Annotated in this window: 26 protein-coding genes and 5 tRNA genes; 19 read left to right on the forward strand and 12 right to left on the reverse strand. The window is 38.1% G+C overall.

Annotated features, from left to right (window positions below; all coding sequences use genetic code 11):
• Positions 1-13 precede the first annotated feature (13 nt).
• The 7 genes from ACIQ2D_RS19815 (at position 14) to ACIQ2D_RS19845 (ending at position 2079) form a co-directional block, all read left to right on the forward strand.
• Positions 14-89 (forward strand) — tRNA-Asp (locus ACIQ2D_RS19815).
• Between the two features lie 16 nt (positions 90-105).
• Positions 106-181, forward strand: a tRNA-Phe gene (locus ACIQ2D_RS19820).
• Between the two features lie 7 nt (positions 182-188).
• A tRNA-Thr gene (locus ACIQ2D_RS19825) sits at positions 189-264 on the forward strand.
• 10 nt (positions 265-274) lie between these two features.
• Positions 275-358, forward strand: a tRNA-Tyr gene (locus ACIQ2D_RS19830).
• A gap of 15 nt (positions 359-373) precedes the next feature.
• Positions 374-449 (forward strand) — tRNA-His (locus ACIQ2D_RS19835).
• A gap of 210 nt (positions 450-659) precedes the next feature.
• The gene (locus ACIQ2D_RS19840; RefSeq protein WP_402867035.1) at positions 660-872 is read left to right on the forward strand and encodes a hypothetical protein; all 213 of its coding nucleotides are present in this window, start codon (positions 660-662) and stop codon (positions 870-872) included.
• Positions 873-987: 115 nt separating this feature from the next.
• Complete coding sequence (locus tag ACIQ2D_RS19845; protein WP_402867036.1) at positions 988-2079, forward strand: S-layer homology domain-containing protein; 1092 nt, start codon at positions 988-990, stop codon at positions 2077-2079.
• Positions 2080-2126: 47 nt separating this feature from the next.
• Here the strand turns inward: ACIQ2D_RS19845 and ACIQ2D_RS19850 are convergent, their stop codons facing one another.
• The gene (locus ACIQ2D_RS19850; RefSeq protein WP_402867037.1) at positions 2127-2870 is read right to left on the reverse strand and encodes an arylamine N-acetyltransferase family protein; all 744 of its coding nucleotides are present in this window, start codon (positions 2868-2870) and stop codon (positions 2127-2129) included.
• Between the two features lie 214 nt (positions 2871-3084).
• Between ACIQ2D_RS19850 and nagB the strand changes: the two genes are divergently transcribed.
• Complete coding sequence (gene nagB, locus ACIQ2D_RS19855; RefSeq protein WP_402867087.1) at positions 3085-3798, forward strand: glucosamine-6-phosphate deaminase; 714 nt, start codon at positions 3085-3087, stop codon at positions 3796-3798.
• Positions 3799-3844: 46 nt separating this feature from the next.
• Here nagB and ACIQ2D_RS19860 read toward each other — a convergent pair whose 3' ends face one another.
• A complete protein-coding gene (locus ACIQ2D_RS19860; protein ID WP_402867038.1) occupies positions 3845-4162 on the reverse strand; it encodes an EamA family transporter in 318 nt (105 codons plus the stop codon).
• Here ACIQ2D_RS19860 and ACIQ2D_RS19865 point away from each other — a divergent pair.
• Entirely contained in the window at positions 4142-5044 is a 903-nt protein-coding gene (locus ACIQ2D_RS19865; RefSeq protein WP_402867039.1) for a S66 peptidase family protein, read from the forward strand. The genes ACIQ2D_RS19860 and ACIQ2D_RS19865 overlap by 21 nt on opposite strands.
• Positions 5045-5292: 248 nt before the next feature.
• Here ACIQ2D_RS19865 and ACIQ2D_RS19870 read toward each other — a convergent pair whose 3' ends face one another.
• Both ACIQ2D_RS19870 and ACIQ2D_RS19875 read right to left on the reverse strand, forming a co-directional pair.
• Positions 5293-5805 (reverse strand): hypothetical protein, encoded by a 513-nt coding sequence (locus ACIQ2D_RS19870; RefSeq protein WP_402867040.1) that lies wholly within the window; start codon positions 5803-5805, stop codon positions 5293-5295.
• Positions 5806-5818: 13 nt separating this feature from the next.
• Positions 5819-6508 carry a B3/B4 domain-containing protein gene (locus tag ACIQ2D_RS19875; RefSeq protein WP_402867041.1) on the reverse strand — a complete coding sequence of 230 codons (690 nt, stop codon included), beginning with the start codon at positions 6506-6508 and terminating at the stop codon, positions 5819-5821.
• A 65-nt stretch (positions 6509-6573) separates the two neighbouring features.
• On the opposite strand from ACIQ2D_RS19875, the gene queG reads away from it, so the two are divergent.
• Entirely contained in the window at positions 6574-7704 is a 1131-nt protein-coding gene (gene queG, locus ACIQ2D_RS19880; RefSeq protein ID WP_402867042.1) for a tRNA epoxyqueuosine(34) reductase QueG, read from the forward strand.
• 14 nt (positions 7705-7718) lie between these two features.
• Positions 7719-8192, forward strand: coding sequence for a tRNA (uridine(34)/cytosine(34)/5-carboxymethylaminomethyluridine(34)-2'-O)-methyltransferase TrmL (gene trmL / locus ACIQ2D_RS19885; protein WP_402867043.1), 474 nt, complete (start codon positions 7719-7721; stop codon positions 8190-8192).
• Positions 8193-8247: 55 nt separating this feature from the next.
• Here the strand turns inward: trmL and ACIQ2D_RS19890 are convergent, their stop codons facing one another.
• Positions 8248-9093: a VOC family protein gene (locus tag ACIQ2D_RS19890; RefSeq protein WP_402867044.1), complete on the reverse strand. Its 846-nt coding sequence runs from the start codon at positions 9091-9093 to the stop codon at positions 8248-8250.
• A gap of 426 nt (positions 9094-9519) precedes the next feature.
• On the opposite strand from ACIQ2D_RS19890, the gene ACIQ2D_RS19895 reads away from it, so the two are divergent.
• Both ACIQ2D_RS19895 and ACIQ2D_RS19900 read left to right on the forward strand, forming a co-directional pair.
• Positions 9520-9699 (forward strand): hypothetical protein, encoded by a 180-nt coding sequence (locus tag ACIQ2D_RS19895; RefSeq protein WP_402867045.1) that lies wholly within the window; start codon positions 9520-9522, stop codon positions 9697-9699.
• Between the two features lie 78 nt (positions 9700-9777).
• Complete coding sequence (locus ACIQ2D_RS19900) at positions 9778-10608, forward strand: aldo/keto reductase (RefSeq protein ID WP_402867046.1); 831 nt, start codon at positions 9778-9780, stop codon at positions 10606-10608.
• Between the two features lie 51 nt (positions 10609-10659).
• On the opposite strand, the gene ACIQ2D_RS19905 is transcribed toward ACIQ2D_RS19900, so the two are convergent.
• From ACIQ2D_RS19905 to ACIQ2D_RS19915, 3 genes are all read right to left on the reverse strand, one after another.
• Positions 10660-12831, reverse strand: a complete 2172-nt coding sequence (locus ACIQ2D_RS19905; RefSeq protein ID WP_402867047.1) for a 5'-nucleotidase C-terminal domain-containing protein — start codon at positions 12829-12831, stop codon at positions 10660-10662.
• Positions 12832-13033: 202 nt separating this feature from the next.
• Positions 13034-13876 (reverse strand): RluA family pseudouridine synthase, encoded by an 843-nt coding sequence (locus ACIQ2D_RS19910; RefSeq protein ID WP_402867048.1) that lies wholly within the window; start codon positions 13874-13876, stop codon positions 13034-13036.
• Positions 13877-13933: 57 nt separating this feature from the next.
• Positions 13934-14368, reverse strand: a complete 435-nt coding sequence (locus ACIQ2D_RS19915) for a disulfide oxidoreductase (RefSeq protein WP_402867049.1) — start codon at positions 14366-14368, stop codon at positions 13934-13936.
• A gap of 465 nt (positions 14369-14833) precedes the next feature.
• Between ACIQ2D_RS19915 and ACIQ2D_RS19920 the strand changes: the two genes are divergently transcribed.
• On the forward strand, positions 14834-15949 hold the full coding sequence (locus tag ACIQ2D_RS19920; RefSeq protein ID WP_402867050.1) for a GAF domain-containing sensor histidine kinase: 1116 nt from the start codon (positions 14834-14836) through the stop codon (positions 15947-15949).
• Between the two features lie 13 nt (positions 15950-15962).
• On the forward strand, positions 15963-16613 hold the full coding sequence (locus ACIQ2D_RS19925; protein WP_402867051.1) for a response regulator: 651 nt from the start codon (positions 15963-15965) through the stop codon (positions 16611-16613).
• 45 nt (positions 16614-16658) lie between these two features.
• Here ACIQ2D_RS19925 and ACIQ2D_RS19930 read toward each other — a convergent pair whose 3' ends face one another.
• From ACIQ2D_RS19930 to ACIQ2D_RS19945, 4 genes are all read right to left on the reverse strand, one after another.
• Positions 16659-17567, reverse strand: a complete 909-nt coding sequence (locus ACIQ2D_RS19930) for a cation diffusion facilitator family transporter (RefSeq protein WP_402867052.1) — start codon at positions 17565-17567, stop codon at positions 16659-16661.
• Positions 17568-17649: 82 nt separating this feature from the next.
• Entirely contained in the window at positions 17650-18936 is a 1287-nt protein-coding gene (locus ACIQ2D_RS19935) for a hemolysin family protein (RefSeq protein WP_402867088.1), read from the reverse strand.
• 454 nt (positions 18937-19390) lie between these two features.
• On the reverse strand, positions 19391-19807 hold the full coding sequence (locus tag ACIQ2D_RS19940; protein ID WP_402867053.1) for a hypothetical protein: 417 nt from the start codon (positions 19805-19807) through the stop codon (positions 19391-19393).
• 164 nt (positions 19808-19971) lie between these two features.
• Complete coding sequence (locus ACIQ2D_RS19945; protein ID WP_402867054.1) at positions 19972-20175, reverse strand: YheE family protein; 204 nt, start codon at positions 20173-20175, stop codon at positions 19972-19974.
• 224 nt (positions 20176-20399) lie between these two features.
• On the opposite strand from ACIQ2D_RS19945, the gene ACIQ2D_RS19950 reads away from it, so the two are divergent.
• The 4 genes from ACIQ2D_RS19950 (at position 20400) to ACIQ2D_RS19965 (ending at position 25278) form a co-directional block, all read left to right on the forward strand.
• Positions 20400-21542, forward strand: a complete 1143-nt coding sequence (locus ACIQ2D_RS19950; RefSeq protein WP_402867055.1) for a DUF445 domain-containing protein — start codon at positions 20400-20402, stop codon at positions 21540-21542.
• A gap of 16 nt (positions 21543-21558) precedes the next feature.
• Positions 21559-21903, forward strand: coding sequence for a YlbF family regulator (locus ACIQ2D_RS19955; RefSeq protein WP_402867056.1), 345 nt, complete (start codon positions 21559-21561; stop codon positions 21901-21903).
• 464 nt (positions 21904-22367) lie between these two features.
• The gene (locus ACIQ2D_RS19960) at positions 22368-23030 is read left to right on the forward strand and encodes a ribonuclease H family protein (RefSeq protein ID WP_402867057.1); all 663 of its coding nucleotides are present in this window, start codon (positions 22368-22370) and stop codon (positions 23028-23030) included.
• 742 nt (positions 23031-23772) lie between these two features.
• On the forward strand, positions 23773-25278 hold the full coding sequence (locus ACIQ2D_RS19965) for a coproporphyrinogen III oxidase (RefSeq protein ID WP_402867058.1): 1506 nt from the start codon (positions 23773-23775) through the stop codon (positions 25276-25278).
• The last annotated feature ends 271 nt before the right edge of the window (positions 25279-25549 follow it).

A 25549-nucleotide genomic window follows, 5' to 3' on the forward strand; every position in this document is an offset into this window, starting at 1 on the left:
CCGCAACCAAAATGGTCCCGTGGTGTAGCGGTTAACATGCCTGCCTGTCACGCAGGAGATCGCCGGTTCGATCCCGGTCGGGACCGCCATTTTTATAAAAAATATGGGTCAGTAGCTCAGTTGGTAGAGCATTAGATTGAAGCTCTAAGTGTCGGCGGTTCGATTCCGTCCTGACCCACCATATTTTTGCCGGTTTAGCTCAGCAGGTAGAGCAACTGACTTGTAATCAGTAGGTCGTGGGTTCGATTCCTATAGCCGGCACCATGTTTTTTCCGGAGGGGTAGCGAAGTGGCTAAACGCGGCGGACTGTAAATCCGCTCCTTAGGGTTCGGCGGTTCGAATCCGTCCCCCTCCACCAGTTTTTAATTTCATGGCGGTTGTGGCGAAGTGGTTAACGCACCTGATTGTGGTTCAGGCATTCGTGGGTTCGATTCCCATCAGTCGCCCCATTTTTACTAATAATCATCTTTTGAGTATAGCCAAGCAGTAAGGCACAGATCTGCAACAGCTTTACCACTGGTACCATTTATGTAAATTAATAAATACTATATACTAAAGACTCTCAAATATATGAGAGTCTTTTTTTGTTATATACACATAATCGTAATTCCTAGATGTATAGTTTAATTTAGAATGAAAGGCAGCGTGGAGGTGAAAGAATGGAACTGAGAAGATTATATGAATCATATAAAGAAGAAACAAAAATGATGTATATCAATTATGAACGGTTACAGACAGCCGAGTCCTTATTAAACTTTGTTAGGGAAGAAGCGAGATTAAATGGTTTTGTAACAGCATTGAAGTGTGTGAAGCAGTCAAAGGAAACTACTGAGATAGTAAAAGATTATAAAGAGGGGGGAACTTTCAAATAGGTTTACAAAGTAGACCTATTTGAAAGTTTTTTTGCATGACTTTTGAAAAATATTTTTAAATGGAGTGGATGGTGAATAGTATAAGAGTAAGGGAATAAAGATAGGAGTGAATAGCGTGAGGCGGATTTTTGCGATGATATGTCTAGCTATGATTGTTGTTTGGGTATCACCAAGTGAACAGGTTAAGGCAGCCAACTTTAAAGATGTGTTGAGGAATCATACATTAAAAACAGAGATTGATTATCTAATAGATAGAGATATTATTAAGGGTTATCCTGATGGCACGTTTAAACCTAATGATAGTGTGACGAGAGCTCAAGCAGCTGTGCTATTAACACGTGCATTAGGATTAAATACGTCTAATGTTAAAAATCCTAATTATCAGGATGTGCCGGTGACTCATACTTATTATAGAGAGATTGCTGCGGCCCATAATGCAGGTATTTTTCAAACTGCACAAAAATTTACTCCAAGTGGTACGATTCCTAGAGGTACGATGGCCATTATTTTGCAGAGGGCGTTTCAATTAGAGGATTCAGATACGAATTATTTTGCAGATGTTACAGAGCGTACAGATGGCTATCAGGCGATTTTGGCTATGGCGAATAATAGCATTACAAGAGGATATCAAGATGGTACATTTAAGCCAAACGTAGTACTGACACGTGCACATTTCTCAGCATTCATGGCACGTGCCTTAACAATTTCAAAACATAAATTAATAAAGGATCGTAAGTATATGTACACGTATGCATTTACATCAACCGAGGACAATCATACGTATACATTAAATTATAAGTATAGTCATAATGATGGAAAAAATGATGTATGGACCATTACAAATACGACCAATAGTAAATTATTTAATGATGAATTGCTATACTATGAGGATTTTGTATATGGGCAAGCGATAGCTCAAGAATTCAGCTCTCATTATGATTTGTTTATAGAGCTACCTTTAAGAATTGGTATTGTTCGTCATGAAGATGATGATGGCGTAATAGGTGGTATTCGTATAACTGTAAAAGATACAAAGGCTACACTTCAAGCCAATGGAGTAACCTATAATAATGTCGCTATTCTTGAAGAAACTAATGTATTTAACACTGATGTGAACCTGTATTACTTTGCAGATAATATAGGCTTAGTAAAGCAGATGAAAAATGGAAAGGTTATTTATGAGCTACTTAAACAAACAGCCTATTAAATGTAAAAGGATGCCTCTTCAATGTAAAATTGAGAAGCATCCTTTTATTACGTAATAGAAATTTGGAAATAACGTTTTAGCGCCTGTTGCCATTCTTGCTCAGTGTGAGTGGTATAGGTTGTTAAGGCATTGTCTTCATAAATACGAAACTCATTATTCAACATCGTATTACGACCGCGAGCAGTACGAATCATAGCAATTTTGTTTGGTTGGTTTGAGAGTCTTGGAGCAAATTTGGCATCACTTGCATCATCAGTAAAACTATAAAGTAAGCGCCAATTGTGTGAGGTTTGTTCGTACAGCATCCAGCCGTATGTATCGTCTTGTTCGACCTTATAGAGCTCATTACCTTCACGGTGCTTATGTCCGGCAATGAGTGGGACAGGCTTACAAGGAGCTAGAGCCCCAACCCCGACGTCTGTAATATAAGAGAGTCCTGAAAAAGTCACGACGAGCAGCTGGTGCATCGGTACATCTTCTTGTGGGGTATCAGCATCTATATTGCGCCAAAATTGAGCATAGCGATTTGTTACAGAAAAACCAAGCTCACATAGTAGCCAACTAAATAATATATTAAGTTCGAAGCAATTACCGCCGCGTTTACGAACAATTATCTTTTGAAAAAGATCAGGAATGTTGAAGGATATATCATGTTTCATGGCAACGTCTAAATTTTCATACGGAATTGTATGCAGATGGCATGTTTGTAAGTGACCTAGCAGTTTAATAGAGGGTTCTACAGGTCCTTGAAATTTAATATGTTGTAAATATTGTTGTACTTGTTTATTCACGAAAAGTCGCCTCACTTCCTTACTATTTAACATAACCGAATTTCACAAAGAATACACGTTGAAAGTTCATGGAAGAAAATAATAGTAAAGTAGAAAGATAAATTGTAAAATGAAACTGTTAGCTTCTATGTGGTGGAATTTTATCCATTTATAGTTAATAATAAAAAATGATACTAAGGTAGGTAAATAGATGACGAGTGTAATGAAAAATGCTATTAATTGGGTTGAAGTAAATTCATATGATGAAATGAGCGAGGTTGCAGCAAATATTTTTACGAAGCAACTACAAGAAAAAACAGATAGTATATTAGGATTAGCAACAGGTGGTTCACCGGTAGGCATGTATGAGGAATTAGTAAAGCGTCAACAAGCTGGGGAAATTTCATTTAAAGATGTAAGGACGTTTAACTTAGACGAGTATGTCGGTTTAGAGCAGTCTAATCCTGCAAGTTACTGGACATTTATGCATGACGTTTTATTTAATCATGTAGATATGCAAGAGGAAAATATTCATCTTCCAAATGGTAAGGCTGCTGATTTAGCGATTGAATGTCAGGCATATGATGCACGTATTGCGGAAGCTGGCGGCATTGATTTACAATTACTTGGCATTGGTGTAAACGGGCATATTGGCTTTAACGAACCAGGTACACCGTTTACTTCATTAACAAATATTGTAGAGCTAACTGAATCTACACGTACAGAAAATGCAATTTATTTTGATAATCCAGCAGATGTTCCAACACATGCGATTACAATGGGCATTCAGACGATTATGAATGCAAAAGCTATTGTATTAATCGCTTTTGGTGCGAAGAAGTTAGAGGCGATGGAGAAGTTGCGCAGTGGTGTTGTGACAGAGGATTTCCCAGCGAGCCAATTATTAAATCATCCAAATGTAACTGTTATTTATGGCGGTACAAATTAATTAAGTAAATAAGCGGAGACTTCAAGTTAACGAAGTCTCCGCTTATTTATTTTTTGCTTGATAACAATACGCCAGCGACTACTGCAAGGCCACCGATAATTTGAAAAGTATGTAGTTGTTCGCCGAGAAAAAGTACAGCGAAGATGGAAGCAAACACTGGGATGAAGTTTAAGTAAATGCTAGCTTTATTGGCACTGGGTTTCACAACACCGCTAGTCCAGATCTTAATTGTGCTTGCACAATTAAGATCTGGACGGCAATTACACTGGCAATAATCAATAGTCTTACGAAGCTTTGCATATGTGCATATGCTAGAATGAAGAAAAGAACTGGAGGGATTATGGTGAAAAGTACAGCACCACATTTAGTGAAGGGTGACACAGTTGGCCTTGTTGCATTGTCGAGTGCCGTAGAGGTAGAAGAGCTGGGCGAAGCACTGGCATTTTTAGATGAGCTTGGTTTGCGTTATAAAGTTAGTTCAACAATTGGCGCAAAGTATAAGTATTTGGCAGGTACAGATGAAGAGAGACTTGCAGAGTTTCATGCAATGGTTGAAGATCCCGAGGTAAAGGCGATTTTTTGTGTGAGGGGTGGTTATGGTTCTGCACGTATTGCAGAGAAAATTGACTATGCGCTACTAGCGGAAAATCCGAAAATTTTCTGGGGGTTCTCAGACCTTACATATATGCACATAGCGATTAATGAGTTTTCAGATTTAGTGACATTTCACGGACCAATGATTATGGCACCACGAAAAATGGATGAGCTATCGAAGAAAATGTTGTTACAGCTGTTTACCCCTATGGAAGTACAGTATACGGAAATGATTTCACCTCTGACGACAATCTCGGCGGGGGTGGCACGCGGCCAGCTCACTGGTGGTAATTTACGACGTCTAGTTAGTACGCTCGGTACGAAATTTGAAATTCGTACGGATGGTAAAATTCTTGTTTTAGAAGATATTGCTGAAACAATTCCTCGTATTGATTCGATGCTGCAACAGTTAAAGCAGGCTCGAAAGCTGGATCAGCTAGCGGGTGTTGTAATTGGCTCATTTACACAAACAGAGGCAGATGAAGCTGAATTACTAACGTTAATGGAGGAGTATTTTGCTGATTTAGAAGTGCCGGTAGTAGCAGGTTTTAAAATTGGCCATGAAACAACGAATATTGCTATTCCGCTAGGCGCCGAGGCTATTTTAGACGCTCAAGAAAAAGTATTACGCATTTTACCAGGTGTGCATTAATGGACATTAGATAACTATATGAAAAAAACGCTCTTACACACAAGGTGTAAGAGCGTTTTAAGGATGGCGTTTTCGAATAGATTTCATGTTCCTAAGTTTGTTTTATGCCATTGCCGTATAGTTGGTTATGGGTCATCGGTCATAAAGTAACAGGTGACATGTGATTGGTTGTTTAAGTTGTCTACTTATTAAGTAGGGGTTTCGAAAACAGCACATCCACCTCGGTTTGGAGTCTCACCGCCCCGAGGTTAGAAATAGCGAGAATCATCGAATGCAATTTCAACTGAATAGTTTTTTGCATTGATTAAGTTTGATAGCTTATGTGCCTCTTTTTCAAGAGTTGCCGCACGTTCACGGTATTCTTCAGGCTCATAAAGTGCAATCTCATAAAGCATCGTACTATCACCATAACCCATACGCACAGTTTCTTTTTCATGCGTACTAAAGTGTTTACAAATCTCAGCTTCAGCCCGTAGCTGAGTTGCTAGTTCAATCGCTTCGACAAGAGCAAGCTGTTCACCTTTAAAGGCTACTGTGTTTTGAATGTTTGCTTCGTATACAAGCCGATCTAATGTACGGATGTCCAGTCGAACTTGTGCAAGGTCAGCCTCAATCGTTGTCATTGAACGATTACTTGTTTTTGGTGTCTGACCTTTTTCAATCGTTACAAAGGCACTACGGTGTAGCTCACTTATAAATTCTTGAACTTTTTTTGCTAAAACACTTTTTAACTTGACTGCTTCTGCAAGATTAATTGTCATGCTAACACATCCTTTATAGTGTAGTAGTTGGTGTTACAGATGTTAATAGGGCAGTTGTATAGTCACCGCCATGGATCTGATTGAACATATTACCGGCGGAAGCTAGCAGTTTTTCTGCTTCTTCATGAGACAGTGATGGGCGTAGATAGAAAATATGTAGAGCTTCAGTTGTATTTTCTGTCACAGCTGTACGTTTTGAATCTACGAATGGTGAGCCGAATGCACCTTCTTCATCACGACTATATAGAATATTTAGTAGTGAATTGAATCGACCATTTAATCCCTCATAGCCTGTTTTTTCATCCCCAAGTGCAATTTCTACATTACCTTGAATATGGGCAACATCGTAAATACCGACTGGAATTTCGTATTGGAGCGAGAAGAAGTTATTTAAATCAACACCAGAATGAAACGGTGTTAAATAATTTTGTTTGCCAACACGACGCATTAGGCTTTCTGCTGCGTGACGATAACGGTTTGGATCAGCGCCGAGTTTTTTCCATAGCTTGCGCCATTCTGCAATACCTGCGCGTTCTGTTACTGGCGTATCTTGCATTTCTAAATACAAGTTTTCCTGATACAATTGCATACGCCCTTTAATCATTTGAGGCGATTCTGCGACGACTATTTTGGTATAATGGATAATGCCGATTTTTAGTTCGGGATGTTGTGTAAAAAGAGATGGATGTAGAGAAACTTCCATGAAATCATCACCTACTTAATTATATATATTTCTATTATTGTATCATGTAAGGAGTTGGAATTAAAATGAACATACGTGAATTACAAAGTGAATTTGTTGCGTATGCAAAGTCCATTGGGGTCGACAAAATTGGCTTCACAACGGCAGCTCCGTTTACAGAATTAAAAAACCGACTGCGACGTCAGCAAGAGCTTGGCTTTCAATCGGGTTTTGAGGAAGCAGATATTGAAAAACGCACAGAGCCATTGCAACTACTAGATGGTGCAGAAAGTATAGTAGCGATTGCAGTTGCCTATCCATCACGTATGCAAGATGCACCTGTTGGTAAGAAAGGGGCTAGACGCGGGATTTTTTGTCGTGCATCTTGGGGTGTCGATTATCATACGGCTTTACGTGAACGATTGAAATTGTTGAAGGAGTGGCTAGAAGCGCGAATAGAAGGTGTGCGTATTGAATCGATGGTCGATACAGGAGAACTTGTGGATCGTGCTGTAGCAGAGCGTGCTGGCCTTGGCTGGAGTGGCAAAAACTGCTCGATTATAACACCGGAATTTGGTTCTTACGTATATTTAGGAGAACTTATTACGAATATTCCGTTTGCCCCAGATACACCGATGGAGGATGAATGCGGTGATTGTCGTTTGTGCCTAGATGTTTGTCCAACAGGTGCGTTAATTGAAGGTGGACAACTCGATTCACAGCGTTGTATAGCCTTTTTAACGCAGACAAAGGGGAGCTTGCCAGACGAGTTTCGTTCTCATATTGGTAACCGCTTATATGGCTGTGATACATGCCAAACGGTTTGCCCGAAAAATAAACGTAAGATTAACTGGATACATGATGAATTTAAGCCTGATCCAGAGCTAGCGAAGCCATTACTTGTGCCACTGCTTACAATGTCAAATCGTGAATTTAAAGAGAAGTTTGGACATGTATCAGGAGCATGGCGTGGGAAAAAGCCGATTCAACGTAATGCCATTTTTGCACTTGCTCATTTTAAAGAAGAAGCGGCAGTGCCTGATTTAGTGGCACTACTTGAAAAGGATAGCCGCCCTGTTATAAGAGGAACAGCTGCATGGGCATTGGGCAAGATTGGTGGAGACTTTGCAGAAGCAGCGCTACTCACCGCGAAAGATAAGGAACAAGATGAAGAAGTGCTCGTCGAAATTGATAAAGGACTACAATTTTTTAGTTAAGGAAGTGTGCCGTTATGCCATTGCATATCGTTTTATATCAACCAGAAATTCCAGCAAATACAGGTAATATTGCACGTACTTGTGCTGGTACAAATACATCCCTACATTTAATTCGTCCACTTGGCTTCTCTACAGACGATAAAATGTTAAAGCGTGCCGGCTTAGATTATTGGCATAGCGTGAATGTTGTATATCATGACTCGCTTGAAGACTTTTTAGAAGTATCGAAAAATGGAGATTTGTATTTAATCGAAACGTATAGCGAGGAGCCTTTCACGACGCATGATTTTAGTGACAAGGATCGCGACATTTATTTTATGTTTGGAAAAGAGACGACGGGTCTGCCAAAGGAATTTGCTTATGAACGTCGTGATATGTGTTTACGTATTCCACAAAGTGAGCATATTCGTTCTTTAAATTTATCGAATACTGCTGCAATTGTTATTTATGAAGCATTACGTCAGCAAGGGTATCCTGGATTACAGTGAAAATAAAACGAAAAGGCAGTTCTCACGTAAGAAATGTGAGGGCTGCCTTTTTTATTTAATATTTTAGTAAAACTATATTGCCAGCGGGGTCTTCTGTTTGGAATCCACTTTCAATTTCGACTACAGGTGCACTAATGGCACGTAAGTTTTCTTTCATAGTTGTGGCTTGTTGTTCGTTATCTAAAAACAAAGAGTATGTTTTTAAGCCGACTTGGTTTTTGCCAAGTTTTGGAGCGTTTTCAGAATGCCACGTGTTTAAACCAATATGGTGATGATAACGACCAGTAGAGATGAATAATGCTTGTCCACCATAACGAGTTACTATGTCAAAGCCCAGACCTTTCGTATAAAATTCTTCTGCATCAGCTAGGTTTGAAACAGATAAGTGAATGTGTCCCATCACAGTATTTTCAGGTAGCCCGTTCCATTCGCCAGCAGCTTCCGTTAAAATAGCTCGAATATTTAGTGGCTCTGTTACCATATATACTTGGTTAGATGTCCAAGTCCAACTTTCTTCTGGGCGATCTATATAAATTTCAATGCCGTTATCATCTGGATCTTGCAAGTAAAGTGCTTCACTTACATCATGATCCGATGCTCCAAAGTAGATGCCTTTTTGGTGGAAATGTGAAATGATGTTCGCTAAGTCACGGCGAGTTGGTAATAGTAGTGCAAAGTGAAAAAGTCCAGTAGTTAATTTTGTTTTTTCTTCAATTGTATCAGGTTGTACTATTGTTAAAAGAGCTGTGTGACCATCTGCTGTTAAAGTTGCTTTGTTTGATTCCTCTGCTAAAACTTTAAAGCCAATTACTTCTTGATAGTATTTTAATGAACGTTTTAAATTACTTACTTTAATTTCTACATTTGTAACGTACATATTAGGTTTTTCATGAAAGTGCATATTAGGTAGCCTCCAAATACAGTTATAATTAATTATCAACTTACTTTATGTAAGCTAGTATATTTTATAAAGTAATAGAAGTCAAGCAATAATATTTCTTCAAAAAAAGAGAAGCAGCACGTTGGCTACTTCTCTTAAATAAGAAAATCACTAAGTATGCAAATATACTTAGTGATTTTCTTGAGGTATTATTTGTCCGCTTTGTAGTTGCCTTCGTAACCAGCAGTAAAAATAGCAGATAAGAAAGCAACTGTTACACCAATAATTAATAATAATTTCATGGAAGAACCCTCCTCATGTTTGTAAAGAAATCTCTATTTAGTATAGCTTATCTCATATCAAAATGAAATGACCTTGCTAAATAAAATATGTCAAAAATGGTTCATCCTACAGATTTTCGGGAAAACTATACTAGAGGTGATGATAATGGAGAAGAAAGTTCCTAATATAGAAAACGGTTCAATGGTAACAAATTTTGATGAAGTGAAAGAACTGGGCAAACAAATGGAGCGGATGCGTGATGGTGTAGAATTAGCTGAAGATAATCGCATTGCAGATCCTATTCAGCTGAATGAAGATGAAAAACCAGATATTAAAAAATTCTAAAATCAGCGATACCTTAATTCTTTTTTTAAATCCACTTTTTTGTATAATGGTACTAGGAAAAGAAAGGTGCTGAAGAATATGGATTTACAATCAACCAAAAAATTAACAAACGGTATAGAAATGCCTCTTCTTGGCTTAGGTGTATACAAAATGACTGAGCGAGAAGAAACGCTGCAGGCTATCGATAAGGCACTTAAAGTTGGTTATCGTGCGATTGATACAGCTTCTTTATATGGCAATGAGGTAGAAGTAGGAGAAGCCATTCGTTATTCTGGTGTTGCGCGCGAAGATATATTCGTGACGACAAAAGTTTGGAATAGTGATCATGGTTATGATGCAACGCTCCGTGCCTTCGAAGTGTCATTGAAAAAATTAAACATGGATTATTTAGATTTATATTTAACACACTGGGCAGTTCCTGAAACATTTGAAGAAACCTATCGTGCAATTGAACGCTTATATGATGAAAAACTAATTCGTGCAACGGGTGTTTCTAATCACCATGAGCACCATTTAGAAAAACTACTGGCAAAGGCAAATGTAGCACCAATGGTTAACCAGGTAGAAGTGCATCCATACCTACAGCAAGATGCATTAAAGGCATTTTGTGCTGAACATCAAATTGCTGTAACAGCTTGGTCGCCACTTGGTCGTGGTGGTGTGTTAAATGATCCTGCAATTCTTGAAATCAGTCAGGAAGTAGGGAAGTCAGCGGCGCAAGTAGTTCTTCGTTGGCATTTGCAAAATGATACAATTATTATTCCTAAATCTGTAACGCCTAGTCGTATAGAAGAAAATGCACAAATTTTTGATTTTGAATTATCACCAGGACAAATGGACAAATTGCATACTTTAAATCGTAATCAGCGTTTTGGTCAAGATCCTGATAACTTTAAATTTAACTTTTAAGACTAAAAATCCCGCTCTCAATCAATGAGAAGCGGGATTTTTCATCATTTATTATTTTGCTTCTTTTACATACGGAATGTAGTTAGAAAGCATTTTAGCCATATGGGCACGTGTAGCGTTGTTACCAGGCATGAATTTACCATTTGAACCACTAGCAATGCCAAGATTATTCATTAGAGCGATGGCATTTTTCGTTTCGGCATTATAAGCAGAGATATCGCTAAAGTCAGCTGTTAAGTCCGTTTTTGCATCATTTTGTAACTCATATGCTCTTGCAAACATTAAAGCAAGCTGAGAGCGTGTTACTTTCGCTGTTGGATTAAATTTACCGTCTTGTCCTTTTACGATACCCGCTTCAGCAAGTGCAGTAATCTCTTTTTGAGTAGCTTCTTCTAAACTAGCAATATCAGAAAAAGCTACATTACCTTTAGATTCAAGTTTTAATGCACGTGCGATGAATGACGCAGCTTGTGCACGAGATAAGTTAGCATTTGGAGAATAAGTTGTAGCTGAAGTACCTTGTGTTAAATCACGGTAATAAAGGTCACGTACATAACCTTCAGTTTCAGAACCCTTTTTGATATCAGTGAATGGAATTGTTGCAATAATGCGGCCTACCATTTTAGCATCTACATTTTTAAGAGAATTTAAATGCTCGATGAACATTTCGTAATCAATCGTACCGGGTTCACTAACACGACCATCTTCATAAACTTTCGCTAAAGTAGCGTAACCATCTCCACCTTTAGCAGTGAAAGTATTTGTTGCACCTTTGTAAAAAGCTGCTTTATCTAGTTCTTTGCCGTTTAATGTAATAGATTTTACTCGTTTACCAGCTTCCGCTTTACCATCAAACTGCACTTGTAAACCAGAGAAATGTAAGAAGCCTCCGAATTCTTTCGGGAAGTCTTTAACACTATGCTCAGCCATTTCGTAGATTTCGGCACCTGTCATTTTAACGATACCTAGTGCGTTACCGAAAGGCATCACAGTCATTACTTCGCCGAGTGTGATGTCACCAGCATCGATACCAGCACGGATACCACCACCATTTGAGAAGGCAAATTGTACTTCAGGGTCAATTTTTTTAGCACCTGCTAACATACCATCTGTAATAACGTTCCCAAGGTTTGTTTCACCGGCACGAACACCCCAAAGGCCCCGTTTGCCGTCTAATGCTGTTACAGCTTTGTTACCAGTAGATTGTTGTTTCACTGCTGAAATTTTCTCTGTGTATGGTGCAAGTAGTGCCGCTGCTTCAGCATCAGCTTGTATTGGATTTTTTTCATCATTTAAGGAATGCAGTTGACCGAAGTATTCAACAACAGCTCCGTTGTCATTGAAAGTCAGGTCTAGCTCTCCTAAGTTTTCACTATACTGACCTGTTTGTACGATAATTGTTGGGTTTTTAAATGAAGTTTCAGCCTCTACAGCCTTTGTTAACTTAGTATGTGTATGACCACCTACAATAATATCAATACCTTCTACAGCTGAAGCTAATAATTGGTCATTATCAAAGTCTTTAGAATCATCAAAGCCCAAGTGTGTTAGCGCAACGATTTTATTAACACCTTGTTTTTCAAATTCAGTTACAGCATTTTTTGCAGAATCGATGTATTTCGCGAATTGAACGTTAGCTACACTTGAAATAGATGGTGTTTCCTCAGTCGTTAAACCAAATATACCTACTTTTTCTCCATCTATTTCTTTAATTATACCGTTGTAAATTTTACCGTTCTCAAAGTCTTTTGTAACTGTTTGTAATTGTAATCCATCAAATAAGGTATCTTTAGAGAAATCAAGGTTACTACCTAGTAATGGGAACTTTGCACCTTTTACAAAGTTCGCAAGTGCCGCATGTCCTTCAGGGCTTGACCCCAAGTCAAACTCATGGTTACCGAATACCATTGCATCGTAACCCATTAAGTTCATTAACTTCATATCAACCTCTCCGGTGAATTCGTTGAAATAGAGAGTTCCTGAGAACACATCACCAGCGTCTAAAAGTAATGAGTTTTTATTTGCTGCACGAAGTTCTTTTACTTTAGTAGCACGTTGTGGCGCAGCTTCTACATGTGCATGTGTGTCATTAGAATGTAGAATTGTTAAGTTAAAACCATCTTTCGCAGTTGTTGTTTCTTCTGCTTGTGCCGATTGTAAACCTGGTACCGCTAATAAACTTGCAACTAGTGTAGTTGCAGCAACACTTTTAACCCATTTCATCAATGAATTCCTCCCTCGATTAAGTCAGATGACTGACAATTCAATTTTATTCTATCATGAAAAAAATTCATCGTCATTACCAATTGAGGAAATATAATGATAATATTTTTATTAAATTTACGTAAATAATATAAAGATAATATATTTATATTTTTGAGCATAAAAAACCGCTAACTTAGTCCTGTTAGCGGTCGAATTATTATTATTGAACTTCGTCTTTGACAATGATGCGTTTATTTAAGAAAGGATGTTCAAACTCCAATTGAATAGCGTGTAATTCGTAGTCACCACTTTCTGTTTCACGAGCACCATACATTGTATCTCCGATGATTGGATGGCCAATATGTGCCATGTGTACACGGATTTGATGAGTGCGTCCTGTTTCTAAAATAAGATGAACGACACAAGAATGTTTGTAGCGTGCGACTACTTCGTAATGTGTAACAGCATGCTGTCCTGTATTAGAAACGACACGACGAGTAGCATGATGACGATCTTTCCCAATAGATTCAGATATCGTACCAGTTGTTGAACGTAAATTACCTTGCACTTCTGCAGCATACATACGGATAATTGATTTTTCTTCAATCATGCGGTCAAAAATCGATTTTGCAAGTGGATGTTTGGCAACAAGTAGTAATCCTTTTGTACCTTGGTCAAGACGGTGTACATGCTCGGCATAAACACCGCCGTTTTCTTGAATATGTGCCATGACATGATTCATGCAAGTATGCGTATCACGTGCATCATTTGGGTGTGTTGACATGCCTTTAGGTTTTGACACGATTAAACAATGGTCATCTTCGTACACAATGTCGATAGCACAAACAGGTGTTGGTTTATAGCTTGAAGCGGGGATAGGGAACGCAAACTTAACAATCGTTCCTGTTGGAAGTGGATCATTCCATTGAATTGGTTCCCCATCAGTTGTTGTGACAGCCTTTGCCATGCGGAGCTCGTGTACAAGCTTTTTGCCAAGACGCCAGTTGTTACGTAATAGTTCTTCAATTGTTAATTTATTTTCGATGATTTCATATTGAAACATAAATATTCCTCCGTAAAAAAAGCCGTATTCCACATGTAGAACACTGCTCTTTTATAATTATTGGTTATTATTTCCGGCCTTTACAGCTTTCATTAAATAGAAGCTTGCACCTGCGATTAAAATGAATGCAGTTAGAGCTAAAAATGGGATGGTGATGAAACCAAGCCAGTTAATGTATTGACCAGTACATGACACCATGCCACAAGATGGTGCTGACTCTGATAAGAAGTTAAGTTTTTGAATACCATAATGATAAAGCGATACAGAACCGCCCATGATTGCAAATACAGCAGTTGTTAGCGCAATACGTGCATTTTTTTGAATAAAAGCAATAGTTGTCATAATGACGATTGGATACATGAAAATTCGTTGAATCCAACACATTTTACAAGGCTCATAGCCACGGATTTCAGAAAAATAGAGTGATCCTAACGTTGCAACGATAGAGACAATCCAGATGAATAGTAAGCTATTCTCTATTTTTTTAGACACATGCAACTCTCCTTAAGTAATGCATTTACTTGTTCGATTATAGAGGTTTCGAATTTAGAAGTAAATTGATTTAACATAATTCAGAGTCATCACCATAACTTGGGGTTGATTTCCGTTCCGGCTAGGCGCTTTCCAGGGGGCGTCCGATGAGCCGCTTCACTCGCTACGCTCGCTCCAGGGTCTCATCTGGGACGCTAATCCCCTAGGAGTCGCCTAGCCTCCACTCCAATCAACTAGCATTCATATTTTGTTATGCACTTTTACCAAATCTCATCACCATTTTTTGGTGATGAACCATAATTCAGCAGATGTGTAATGAGGCGGAAGCGAGGCGACGGGTACAATTACGCCGAGCAAATTACTATGATACATGAAATCAGTCAAAAGTATGAACGGCTTTCGCCATACGAAACAAGCAGGAAGTGATATGATAGAAGCAATAAATGCCGAAGAAGAGGTGTTTTTGTGAAAGAAGCGGAACATTCAAATATCAGTATATTAAAAGAAATTGCTGAACTATTAAATGAAGAAACTGAAATTATCTCGATGCTAAAAGAGGCACTCGTGAAATTTTTAAATGGGACAAATTTTGAAACGGGCTGGATCTTTTTTATTGATGAAAAGGGGCGCTCTGAGCTCGTTGTTCATGAAAATTTACCAGAGGCACTTGAACATAGAAGTTGTCATTACTTGCAAAAAGGTGGCTGCTGGTGCGTGTCCCGCTATCGTAACGAGAAGCTTGAAAAAGCCTCTAATATTATTGAATGTCAACGAATCGAAAGTGCAATTGCTGCGAATGTTGGTGACCACGCTGGTATCACACATCATGCGACTGTGCCACTACAATCTGGGCAAGAACGTTTTGGATTGCTCAATGTGGCATCCAAGGATACTGTACGCTTTTCAGAAGAGGAGTTGGCATTATTGGAGTCCGTGGCGTTTCAAATGGGCTCAGCCATTAAACGTATCTTACTAACGAAGCAGGAACAAGAAATGGCGCTAGTAAAAGAACGAAATCGTTTAGCACGTGATTTACATGATTCTGTGAATCAGTTGCTATTTTCCGTTACATTAACGGCTAGAGCAGGTATTGAAATGAGCGAGGATCCTGATGTAAAGGAAACGTTTAAAGAAATTCAGCATTTAACGCAAGACGCATTAACAGAGATGCGCGCGTTGATTTGGCAGTTACGCCCAAAGGGATTGGAAAATGGCTTGTTAGAAGCAATTAAAGTATATGCGGAAATGCTCGGATTGAAATTACAGGTAACTGTTTCAGGTGTACTGCAATTTCCATCACGCATTGAGGAGACGTTGTTTCGTGTAGCGCAGGAGGCACTTAATAATGTTCGCCGTCATGCTGGTGTCTCGGAGGCTGCACTTTATATTACCGTGACAGCGACAGATATTTTACTAGTGATTCGTGATGAAGGACGAGGCTTTGTCATCGATAAAAATGCCAAGCTATTGTCAATGGGCATACAGTCGATTAAAGATCGTGCAAAATCTGTCGGCGGTACAGCTGATTGGGTTAGTGAAATTGGAAAAGGAACGGAATTATTAATCCGTTTGCCGTATTAAAGGGGGAGCTAAAATGATACGTGTATTAATAGCAGACGATCATCACGTGGTCCGTCGAGGGTTGTTGTTTTTCTTAAAAACACAAAAGGATGTAGAGGTAGTTGGTGAGGCGAAAAATGGCTTAGAAGCAATCGAACTTGCGGAAAGCTTACAGCCAGATATAATTTTAATGGACTTAGTGATGCCAGAGATGGATGGCATTCAAGCAACTAGACGCATTAAATCAAAATTTCCACATATCGAAGTTTTAATGCTGACAAGCTTTTCTGATCGAGATCACGTTGTACCGGCAATGGAGGCAGGTGCAGCAGGCTATCAGCTAAAGGATATTGAGCCAGATGAGCTTGTATTATCCATTCGCCGAATTATGCGTGGCGAAAATACGATACATCCTGAAGCGACGACGACACTTGAACAAAATCGCGAAGAAGCAGAAAATGCACCGCATAATATAAATCCGCTAACGCCACGTGAGCAGGACGTGCTAGCAGAACTAACAAAGGGCAAAAGTAATCGTGAAATTGCCGCTTCACTATTCGTTACCGAAAAAACTGTGAAAACGCATATTTCGAATATTTTTACGAAGCTACAAGTACAAGATCGAACACAGGCTGCGTTGTATGCCGTGAAGCATGGCTTGACAGAGGGCAGCGGCATATCGTAACTGGATGATAACTTTATTAGCAAATAAAAACAAGTCTCTTACCAATCATATGGTAGGAGACTTGTTTTCGTTTATTGGAGGATTTTCCTCAATATGTGGCTCGATATGCACAAACACATGGCAGAATCGATTTTCTCGCATTACTGTATGTTCAATGACCTCTGTAATGCGGTGGCTTTCAAAGACATTTAAATATGGATTCACTGAGACCGTTACATCGATAAAGTACATATTGCCGTGTGCACGCCCTTTGAAATCTAGGAGTTCAATGACACCTTCAACATTTCGAATTAAAACAGATAATGTTTCCACTTCATCAATATCAAAGGCATCTGTTAAACTTTGTACCGCTTCCCAAAAAATCTCCACTGCAGTTTTAATAATAATGAAAGCAACGACAATTGCAGTAAGTGTATCGATAATAGGGAAGCCATAAATCGCACCGAGAATCCCAATGGCCGTCCCGATACTAACGAGTGCATCTGAGCGGTTATCAAAGGCGGCAGCTTTAATGGCAGCACTACGGATTTTCTTCGATAACGCCAAGTTATAACGATAGACAACATACATAACAGCTGCACTCCCTATTGCAACATACGCCGTTAGTAGCGATGGTGTCGTACCAGCTGGTTCCCATAAACTTTTAAGGGAATTAACCAGCACTTCTAAACCGACGATCAACATGATGAAAGAGGCAACAAGTGAGGCCACGGTTTCTGCACGTAAATGACCATACTGGTGATTAGAATCAGGTGGCTTTTGTGAAATTCGTAAGCCGATGAGTACAGCGATCGAAGCGATAATATCTGTTGTATTATTAAGTCCATCTGCTTTTAATGCATCTGACGTACCGATATATCCGATTGTAAGCTTTGTTGAGCTTAGTAATAAATATGTACCAATGGACAACCAAGCGCCTTTTTCCCCTTGACGTAAATTTGTATAAAGCTCCATTTTGTTTCCCCCTCGCAAAACTTTCGGACATTAGAAAACGACTCCCTTAAATGAAAGGGAGTCGCTTTAGCATGTAATTTATTTAGACTTTTAATTCTTCGTTTGATAAATCAAGTTCAGGTAATTTCAGAACTTCTAAGTATAAAATATGGTGACCGTCTAACTCTTTTACAGTAAATTCATGTCCTTGTTCTTCAATACTATCACCTTCAACAGCATCGAAGCGTTTTGTCATGAACCAACCGCCAATTGTATCAATATCATCATCTTCTATGTCAGTACCAAGCATATCATTTACATTTTCTAAAAGCATTTTCGCATCTAAAATATAATGATTATCTGCAATCTCTTGTACTTCAGGAATTTCATCATCATCGAATTCATCTTGGATGTCACCGACGATTTCCTCGATAATATCTTCAATTGTTACTAAACCAGATGTTCCACCATACTCGTCCATTAAAATGGCCATATGAATACGTTCACGTTGTATTTTTAGTAATAAATCGTTAATTTGCATTGTTTCCATGACACGAATAATTGGCTGCATATACTCAAGTACAGGTTTATCGCCATTTGCTGAGTCTTTAATGTAGGCAGTTAATAAGTGTTTCATGTTCACTAAACCGATAATATGGTCTTTATCGCCATCAATAATTGGGTAGCGTGTATATTGCTCAACACCCATAAAATCGAAGACTTCTTTAATCGTTAGATCTTTGTCGATACCAACAATTTCAGTGCGTGGCACCATGATTTCTTTTGCGAGTCGACCAGAAAACTCAAAAATACTGTTTACATATTCATATTCTGAGTTATTAATTTCTCCACCTTTTAAGCTATCCGATAAAATCATGCGAAGCTCTTCTTCTGTGTGTGCTACGTCTGATTCGCCCATCATCTTTAGACCGAACATACCCGTAAGAGCACGTGCAGAGCCGTTTAATAATTTAATGAATGGATACATAATCGTATGGAATAAAATTAATGTGCCAGATAATTTTAATGTTACTAATTCTGCTTTTTGGATGGCTAAAGTTTTTGGCGCCAATTCCCCAATAACGACATGCATAAATGTTACAAGAGAGAATGCAATAATAAATGAAAGTATAGAAGAAGCACTCCCATTCAGATTCAAAAGCTCAAATAACGGGTGTAAAATAATTTCAAATGTAGGTTCACCAAGCCAACCAAGGCCAAGTGCAGTGATGGTAATACCTAACTGACATGCAGATAAGTATTCATCTAAATTTGAAACAACCCGTTTTGCATTTTTTGCATTTTTATGTCCTTCAGCAAGTAATTGATCAATTCGGGTAGCTCTCACTTTAACAATTGCAAACTCTGTAGCAACGAAAAATCCTGTCATAATAATTAGAAGGGCGAATGCCGCCAACCTTATGGTTATCTCTAATATGTCTCCGTCCAAATAATTCCTCTGTTCCCGCCCAAATGAGGGAAGTAAACAAAGTGTACACCTCCTATGATTTAAAAAATTGTTGGATGTTTTAATCATAAATTATTTACAGGGAAAACACAAATATTGACAACCACCATTTTAACGTACTCTTTTGAAGGATATGATTTAAAAAATTTTATTTCTATACGGCAAATGATTGAAAATAAAAAATCTATATGCTAACTTTATATGGAGCAAGAATAGTTTGTTTAGAGAAGGAAGCAAATACATCTCAAAATAAAACGACACGTCAAAATCTCAAGAGAGCTTTACTTGCGGATTTTTTTAAATGAATTATTTTCAATATGCAAAGAATAAAGGGTTATCTCAAAATATTTTTGAGATAACCCTTTTCTTTTATCCTCTACTGATTAAAGCGTAATTTTAAGCAAGCTTTATCTACATCATGAAGTGTTTCTCTTAGTGGTACTTCTTTTGTGAATTTTGAAATAGTTACAGGTGCTTTTTCTGTTAAGCCTTGTTGTGTCAAAACATAGTTTTCATTCTTGTATGTTATGTACAAATTTTTACCTGAACGTTTGCCGATCATTACGGCTGCCGTTGTTTCAAAAAGTCCTTTTAATTGGCTACAGTATTCGTTGTAAAAGTTACTACTGAACCCAGTAAGTGCTTCAAATTCTTTACTAGTCAAAGAGCCAGAATCCTCTACTAACTCAAAAATTCCGTCTGAAAATTCAGAGAAATCTTCTTTCACTTTGGCACGTATTAATGCCCTGGAATTATAGCTATTTAAGTCACTCGAAAATAAGACTTTGCTCATTAGAAACTGCCCCCTGCATAAAACATTTAATATCTGATGATATTTATTAAATGTATAAGAAAAAGAAGATAATATCAATATAAATACATTTTTATTAAAATATGTTGGGGTGGTTCATAGTAAAATATGCATATATACATTATTTTCCTTGTGTTAAAGAGCAATTAATCGTAAATATGAAAGAGCATGAGATCGTGAATTAGTTTTTTTACATCTTCTTCATCTGGAGGGATAGGACCGATCCACTGGATTGAACCATCTTTTTCATATTCGGCAGCGTAGCGTTCTCGTTTATAAAAGAAGGTAATTGTCCAACCAGGTAATTGTGCATTTTCAAATAATGGTTTAAAGCTAAAATGTTGAATCATTTGCATACTCCATTCTTGAATGTATTTGTTTATCATTATTCAAGGATAGTTGTAAATTTGCAACTATTCATTTTATTATGGGGGATTTCTTTCACGGAAATTCACTGCTCTGCTATAATAAGCACAAGAGGCGGATTTCTTGAATTTTGGATCATCCTAGTACGAGTCAAAATTTAGACGATCATATACGCCAGGTTGAATTTGATTGAAATGAGAGGGAGCTAATGGACAATTTTCTAGTGACATTACTATTCATGGCTATTATTGGAGCAGCAATCGGAGGTGTAACGAATCACCTTGCAATTAAAATGCTTTTTCGACCACATGAAGCAATATATATTAAAAATTGGCGCGTTCCATTTACACCAGGGCTGATTCCGAAGCGACGTGATGAACTAGCAAAGCAGCTTGGTTTAACAGTTGTCAATTACTTATTAACACCAGAAACTTTTAGAAAGAAATTTTTCTCGAAGGATATCCAAGAGAAAGTAGAGCAATTTGCGCAAACAAAAATTGAAGAAACAATTTTTACGAATGATAAAACGATTCAAGATTGGTTGGATTTAGCTGGGCTTTCAAATGTACCGATGACTATTGAACAAAAAGTGGAGAGTATCGTTGCCGGACAATTTGAATCGGTGAAAAATACATTATCTACGGAATCCATTCGTACACTATTATCAGCCGATATTCAGGAAACAATTGATGCTAAAATTCCAGTAGTAGTAGGTCATATATTAGAAAAGGGTGAAGATTATTTTTTATCACCAGAAGGCGAAATGACCATTAAGACGATGATGGATGAATTCTTAGCGTCGAAAGGCTCACTTGGTGGCATGATTAATATGTTTTTAGGCGATTCATCGTCACTTGTGGGAAGGGTACAACGTGAGCTTGTGAAGTTTTTACAATCACCAGGTACGACTGCACTATTAACGAAAATTTTTATGCAAGAATGGGATAAATTAAAAGATCGACCTGTAATGGATTTTCTAGAAGATATCCAATTCGAACCGATTTTAGCTAATTTACAACGCTATGTGAAGGAACAATTGGCAGTGGCAGAGCGTCTAAATTATCCGATCACTTATTATTGGCCAGAAGGTAGCACATGGATGAAGGAAAGTGTTGTACCTCGAGTAGTAGAAAAAGCTTTTATACAAGCTGAAGACAAGCTCGAAGATGTACTGAAACGTTTAAATTTACAGGAAGTTGTGCGTGAACAAGTTGATTCATTCCCAGTATCGAAATTAGAAGAGCTTGTATTAGGTATTTCAAAGCGTGAATTTAAAATGATTACAGTACTTGGTGCGGTACTTGGTGGTGTAATCGGGATTGTGCAAGGTTTAATTGTTAATTTAATGTAAAAAGGAGAATGTGTTTATGGTTAATATTTATAATGAAATTAATGCGTTAGAGGCGACTTTCCGTAAAACAGCGGAATTTGAGGCGTTACAAGAAGCAGTAGCAGTGGTGAAAGCTGATGAAGATGCACTAAAGTTATTCCAAAATTTCCGTAAAGTACAAATGGATTTACAACAAAAACAAATGGCTGGCGAAGAATTACTAGAGGACGAACTAGTATATGCACAAAAAACAGCACAGCTTGCGCAACAAAATGAAAAAATCTTAGCAATGCTGGAAGCAGAAATGAAGTTAAGTTCGGTTATTGAAGAAGTGAACCGTATTTTAGTAAAACCAGTGCAAGCATTGTATGAGGGAATTTAAATTTGGGTATAAAGATTATTTTTAGTGATTAATTCCTAGTAGAGTCAATTTCATAAATAGTTTTTCTAAAAAGAATAACGAACATTTAAGTGACGAGAAAGGCGGCGACTCCAGCGGGAAAAGCAGATGTTTTATGTACGAAAGCGAAGCGCCAGCAACAAGCGAACCGAGACCCTAGACTGAGCGTAGCGAAGGAAGCGGCTCGGTGCTTGCCCGCGGAATGCGTCCGCCTGTAGCGTAACGATGCGAATAATTATATTTTTTTCTTTGTAATGTTCGTATTTGTTGATGAAGATATGAATTATGAAATTGATTCAGTAGAATAAATTTTATAAAAATAGAAGGTGTCTATAAGCCGAGGAGATGGTTTATAAGACGCCTTTTCTCGATGTGCTTTCATAATATAATACGCATTGGAGAAACTGATATTAACGCATAGACTTACTGTTGTAGGAGGCTTGTTGATGAAGATTTGTATCGAATGGACATACAGAACACCAAAAGGAGCGGAAATTACTTGTCGTTCCGAGGAGATGCCAGCAGCACAAGGCTTGTTATTTGCAGAAGATATGGAGAAAACTGGGCGTGCAAAACATATTATCTTTATAGATAGCTTCAATATTACATGGACTGTCAAAGAGATGAAGGCGTATTTGAAAGAAGTGGAAACTGAGCCACATAACATAACCGTCTATTTCGATGGCGGCTTTGACCGTAATACAAGTGAGTCGGGTTTGGGATGTGCTATCTACTATGAGCAAAGTGGAAAATCTTACAGGTTACGAAAAAATACGTTTTCAGCCGAACTCAAATCAAATAATGAGGCCGAATATGCAGCACTTTACTTGAGTATAGTAGAACTTGATTTATTAAATGTACATCATTTACCTGTTTGTTTTATAGGCGATTCACAAGTGGTTATCAATCAACTGAGTGGAGAATGGCCTGCACTTGAGAAGGACTTGGCCGCTTGGGCAGATAAGATTGACGAGAAGTTAAAAAAACTTGGTATCCAGCCTGAATACAAGTTAGTGTCGCGCAAAGAGAATACAGAGGCGGATCGATTGGCAACACAGGCTTTAAATGGTATTGATATTACTGGATTTAAGGAAATAATGAAAGATTAGCATCATTTGTAAGTTTCCGCTAAAGGATATTGACCGGGAGTAAAAAGAGTTATTTTGGTGTTAAAATCATCTTTCGAAACATAAAGTTAAAAGGCTATTACACATAGAAGAAGCTGCCCAATAGCGTCCTATTTAGACGAAGAGTGCAGCTTCTTTTATCTATTTTAATAATATACTCGTCATAAATTTAGGATACTTTGAAGCAAATTGTTCAATGTTCCGTTTAAAGAAAGTTGATTTAGAAAAATGATGGGCAAGCCTCAGTTCATCAGCGTACATTAACGAATGATTAAATTGTTGCTTAATGAAATGCACAGCTTGCTTATAGTGTTCGTTGATGGAAATTGCCCCGTACATTTTGGGTTTATCAAGGATATATATAAAATCGCATAAGACTTTATTAGTTTTATATTTGAGCTCGACGGAAATATAGAATGTTTTCTCATCACAACGGTTTAGATTAAAACTATGATAAGAGACTTCTAGGAGATGAAAGAATTCTGGTAAGTTTGTAGAATAGCGTTCTTGTATGTGGACCATAGCAATCATTCCTTTTATTTGCATTATACAGGAGTTACAAGAAATGTCTATATAATAAACAGTTTTTTCTGATAATTGAAAGGTGCTAATTAAAATGCAAGCTTTGCATATGGTTGAAGTTATTTGTTAAACTATTGAAAGGTTCGTCGGCAAATGCCCATCTGTAATTAGGAAATACTGATAGAAAAGAGCGAGTAGATAGATGAAAACAATTCAAATAAACCAAAAATATCCAGAAGATTGGATACGAGTATTAAATCATATTGCAAACTTATTTTTTGAGGATTCAAAGTTAAAAGTAGATACAATTGAAGCTGATATGAAAGCGACATTCCACTATCGCGTGGATGCAGATTTTTCTGTACATACAGGTGCGGTACTAGAGGTGGAGGGTACAACTTATACGAATGATTATAGCATTCCGTATGAAGAAGATGCGTCTGAGCGTGAGCGTAACATACGTATTAAACGAGCTTTGTCACATGTGTTTTTAAATGTGTTGGAGCAGCACACAGGTATGCATCAGCAGTGGGGTATTTTGACAGGGGTGCGTCCGACAAAGTTATATCATAAGTTCCGACAGGATGGAATGAGTGATTCTGAAATTGCGGAGGTTCTTAAACGCGATTTCCGTTTATCAGAAGAAAAGGTCGCGTTACTAAAGGAAATTGTTGCTCGTCAATTAGTGACGATTCCGGATCTAGACGATATTGGTAAGGAAATTAGTGTGTATATCGGTATTCCATTTTGCCCAACAAAATGTGCGTATTGTACGTTCCCAGCTTACGCAATTGGTAGTAACCGTAAGCAAGGACGTGTAGCCACATTTTTAGATGGACTGCATATTGAGCTACGCGAGATGGGCAAATGGCTAACAGAAAATAATATGAAAATCACTTCGATCTATTGGGGTGGGGGGACACCGACTTCTATTGAAGCAGATGAAATGGATGCATTATATCAAACGATGTATGAATCATTCCCAAACCCTGAAACAATTCGTGAAGTGACGGTTGAAGCTGGACGACCTGATACGATTACGCCAGAAAAATTAGAAGTACTGAAAAAATGGGGCATTGATCGGATTAGTGTCAATCCACAGTCATATACGGATGAAACATTAAAAGCTATTGGTCGCCATCACACTGTGCAGGAAACGATCGATAAGTTTTGGCTTGCGCGTGAATCAGGCATGAACAATATTAATATGGATTTAATCATTGGCTTACCAAATGAGGGCATCGAGGAATTCAAAAATTCACTAGATGAATCAGCAAAAATGCAGCCAGAGTCGTTAACGGTGCATACGTTATCATTCAAGCGTGCGTCGGAAATGACTCGCAATAAAGATAAATACAAAGTTGCTGATCGTGATACGGTTGCAGAAATGATGCACATGGCACAAGTGTGGACGAAGGAAAATAATTACGTACCATATTATTTATATCGCCAAAAAAACATTTTAGGGAACTTAGAAAATGTCGGTTATAGTAAACCTGGTGAGGAAAGTATTTATAACATCGTGATTATGGAAGAAGTGCAGACAATTTTAGGTGTGGGCTGTGGGGCATCTTCTAAATTTGTTCACCCCGAAACGGGGAAAATTACACAATTCCACAATCCGAAAGATCCGGCTGCGTATATCCTTACTTTTGAAGAAGCGATAGAGAAAAAAATTGAGTTATTGAATGATTTATATAAGGCATAATATTGTATGAAATGAGTGGTGTATGCTGCTCATTTTTTTATAACTTAAAATGAACAAATCAAAAAAGAGTAGGCTTTTTTGATTAAAATGAAAACTCACACACAACCATCCGCTATAGGAGCGTAACTGCCTAATGAACTGATTAACAATAAGTCCGCATCGCTCGGGCAAGGAAGCGCATCGCTCGGGCAAGGAAGCGCATCGCTCGGGCAAGGAAGCGCATCGCTCGGGCAAGGAAGCGCATCGCTCGGGCAAGGAAGCGCATCGCTCG

Origin of the sequence: Lysinibacillus sp. NPDC097287 (assembly GCF_044761695.1) — a bacterium.
Lineage (GTDB): Bacteria > Bacillota > Bacilli > Bacillales_A > Planococcaceae > Lysinibacillus.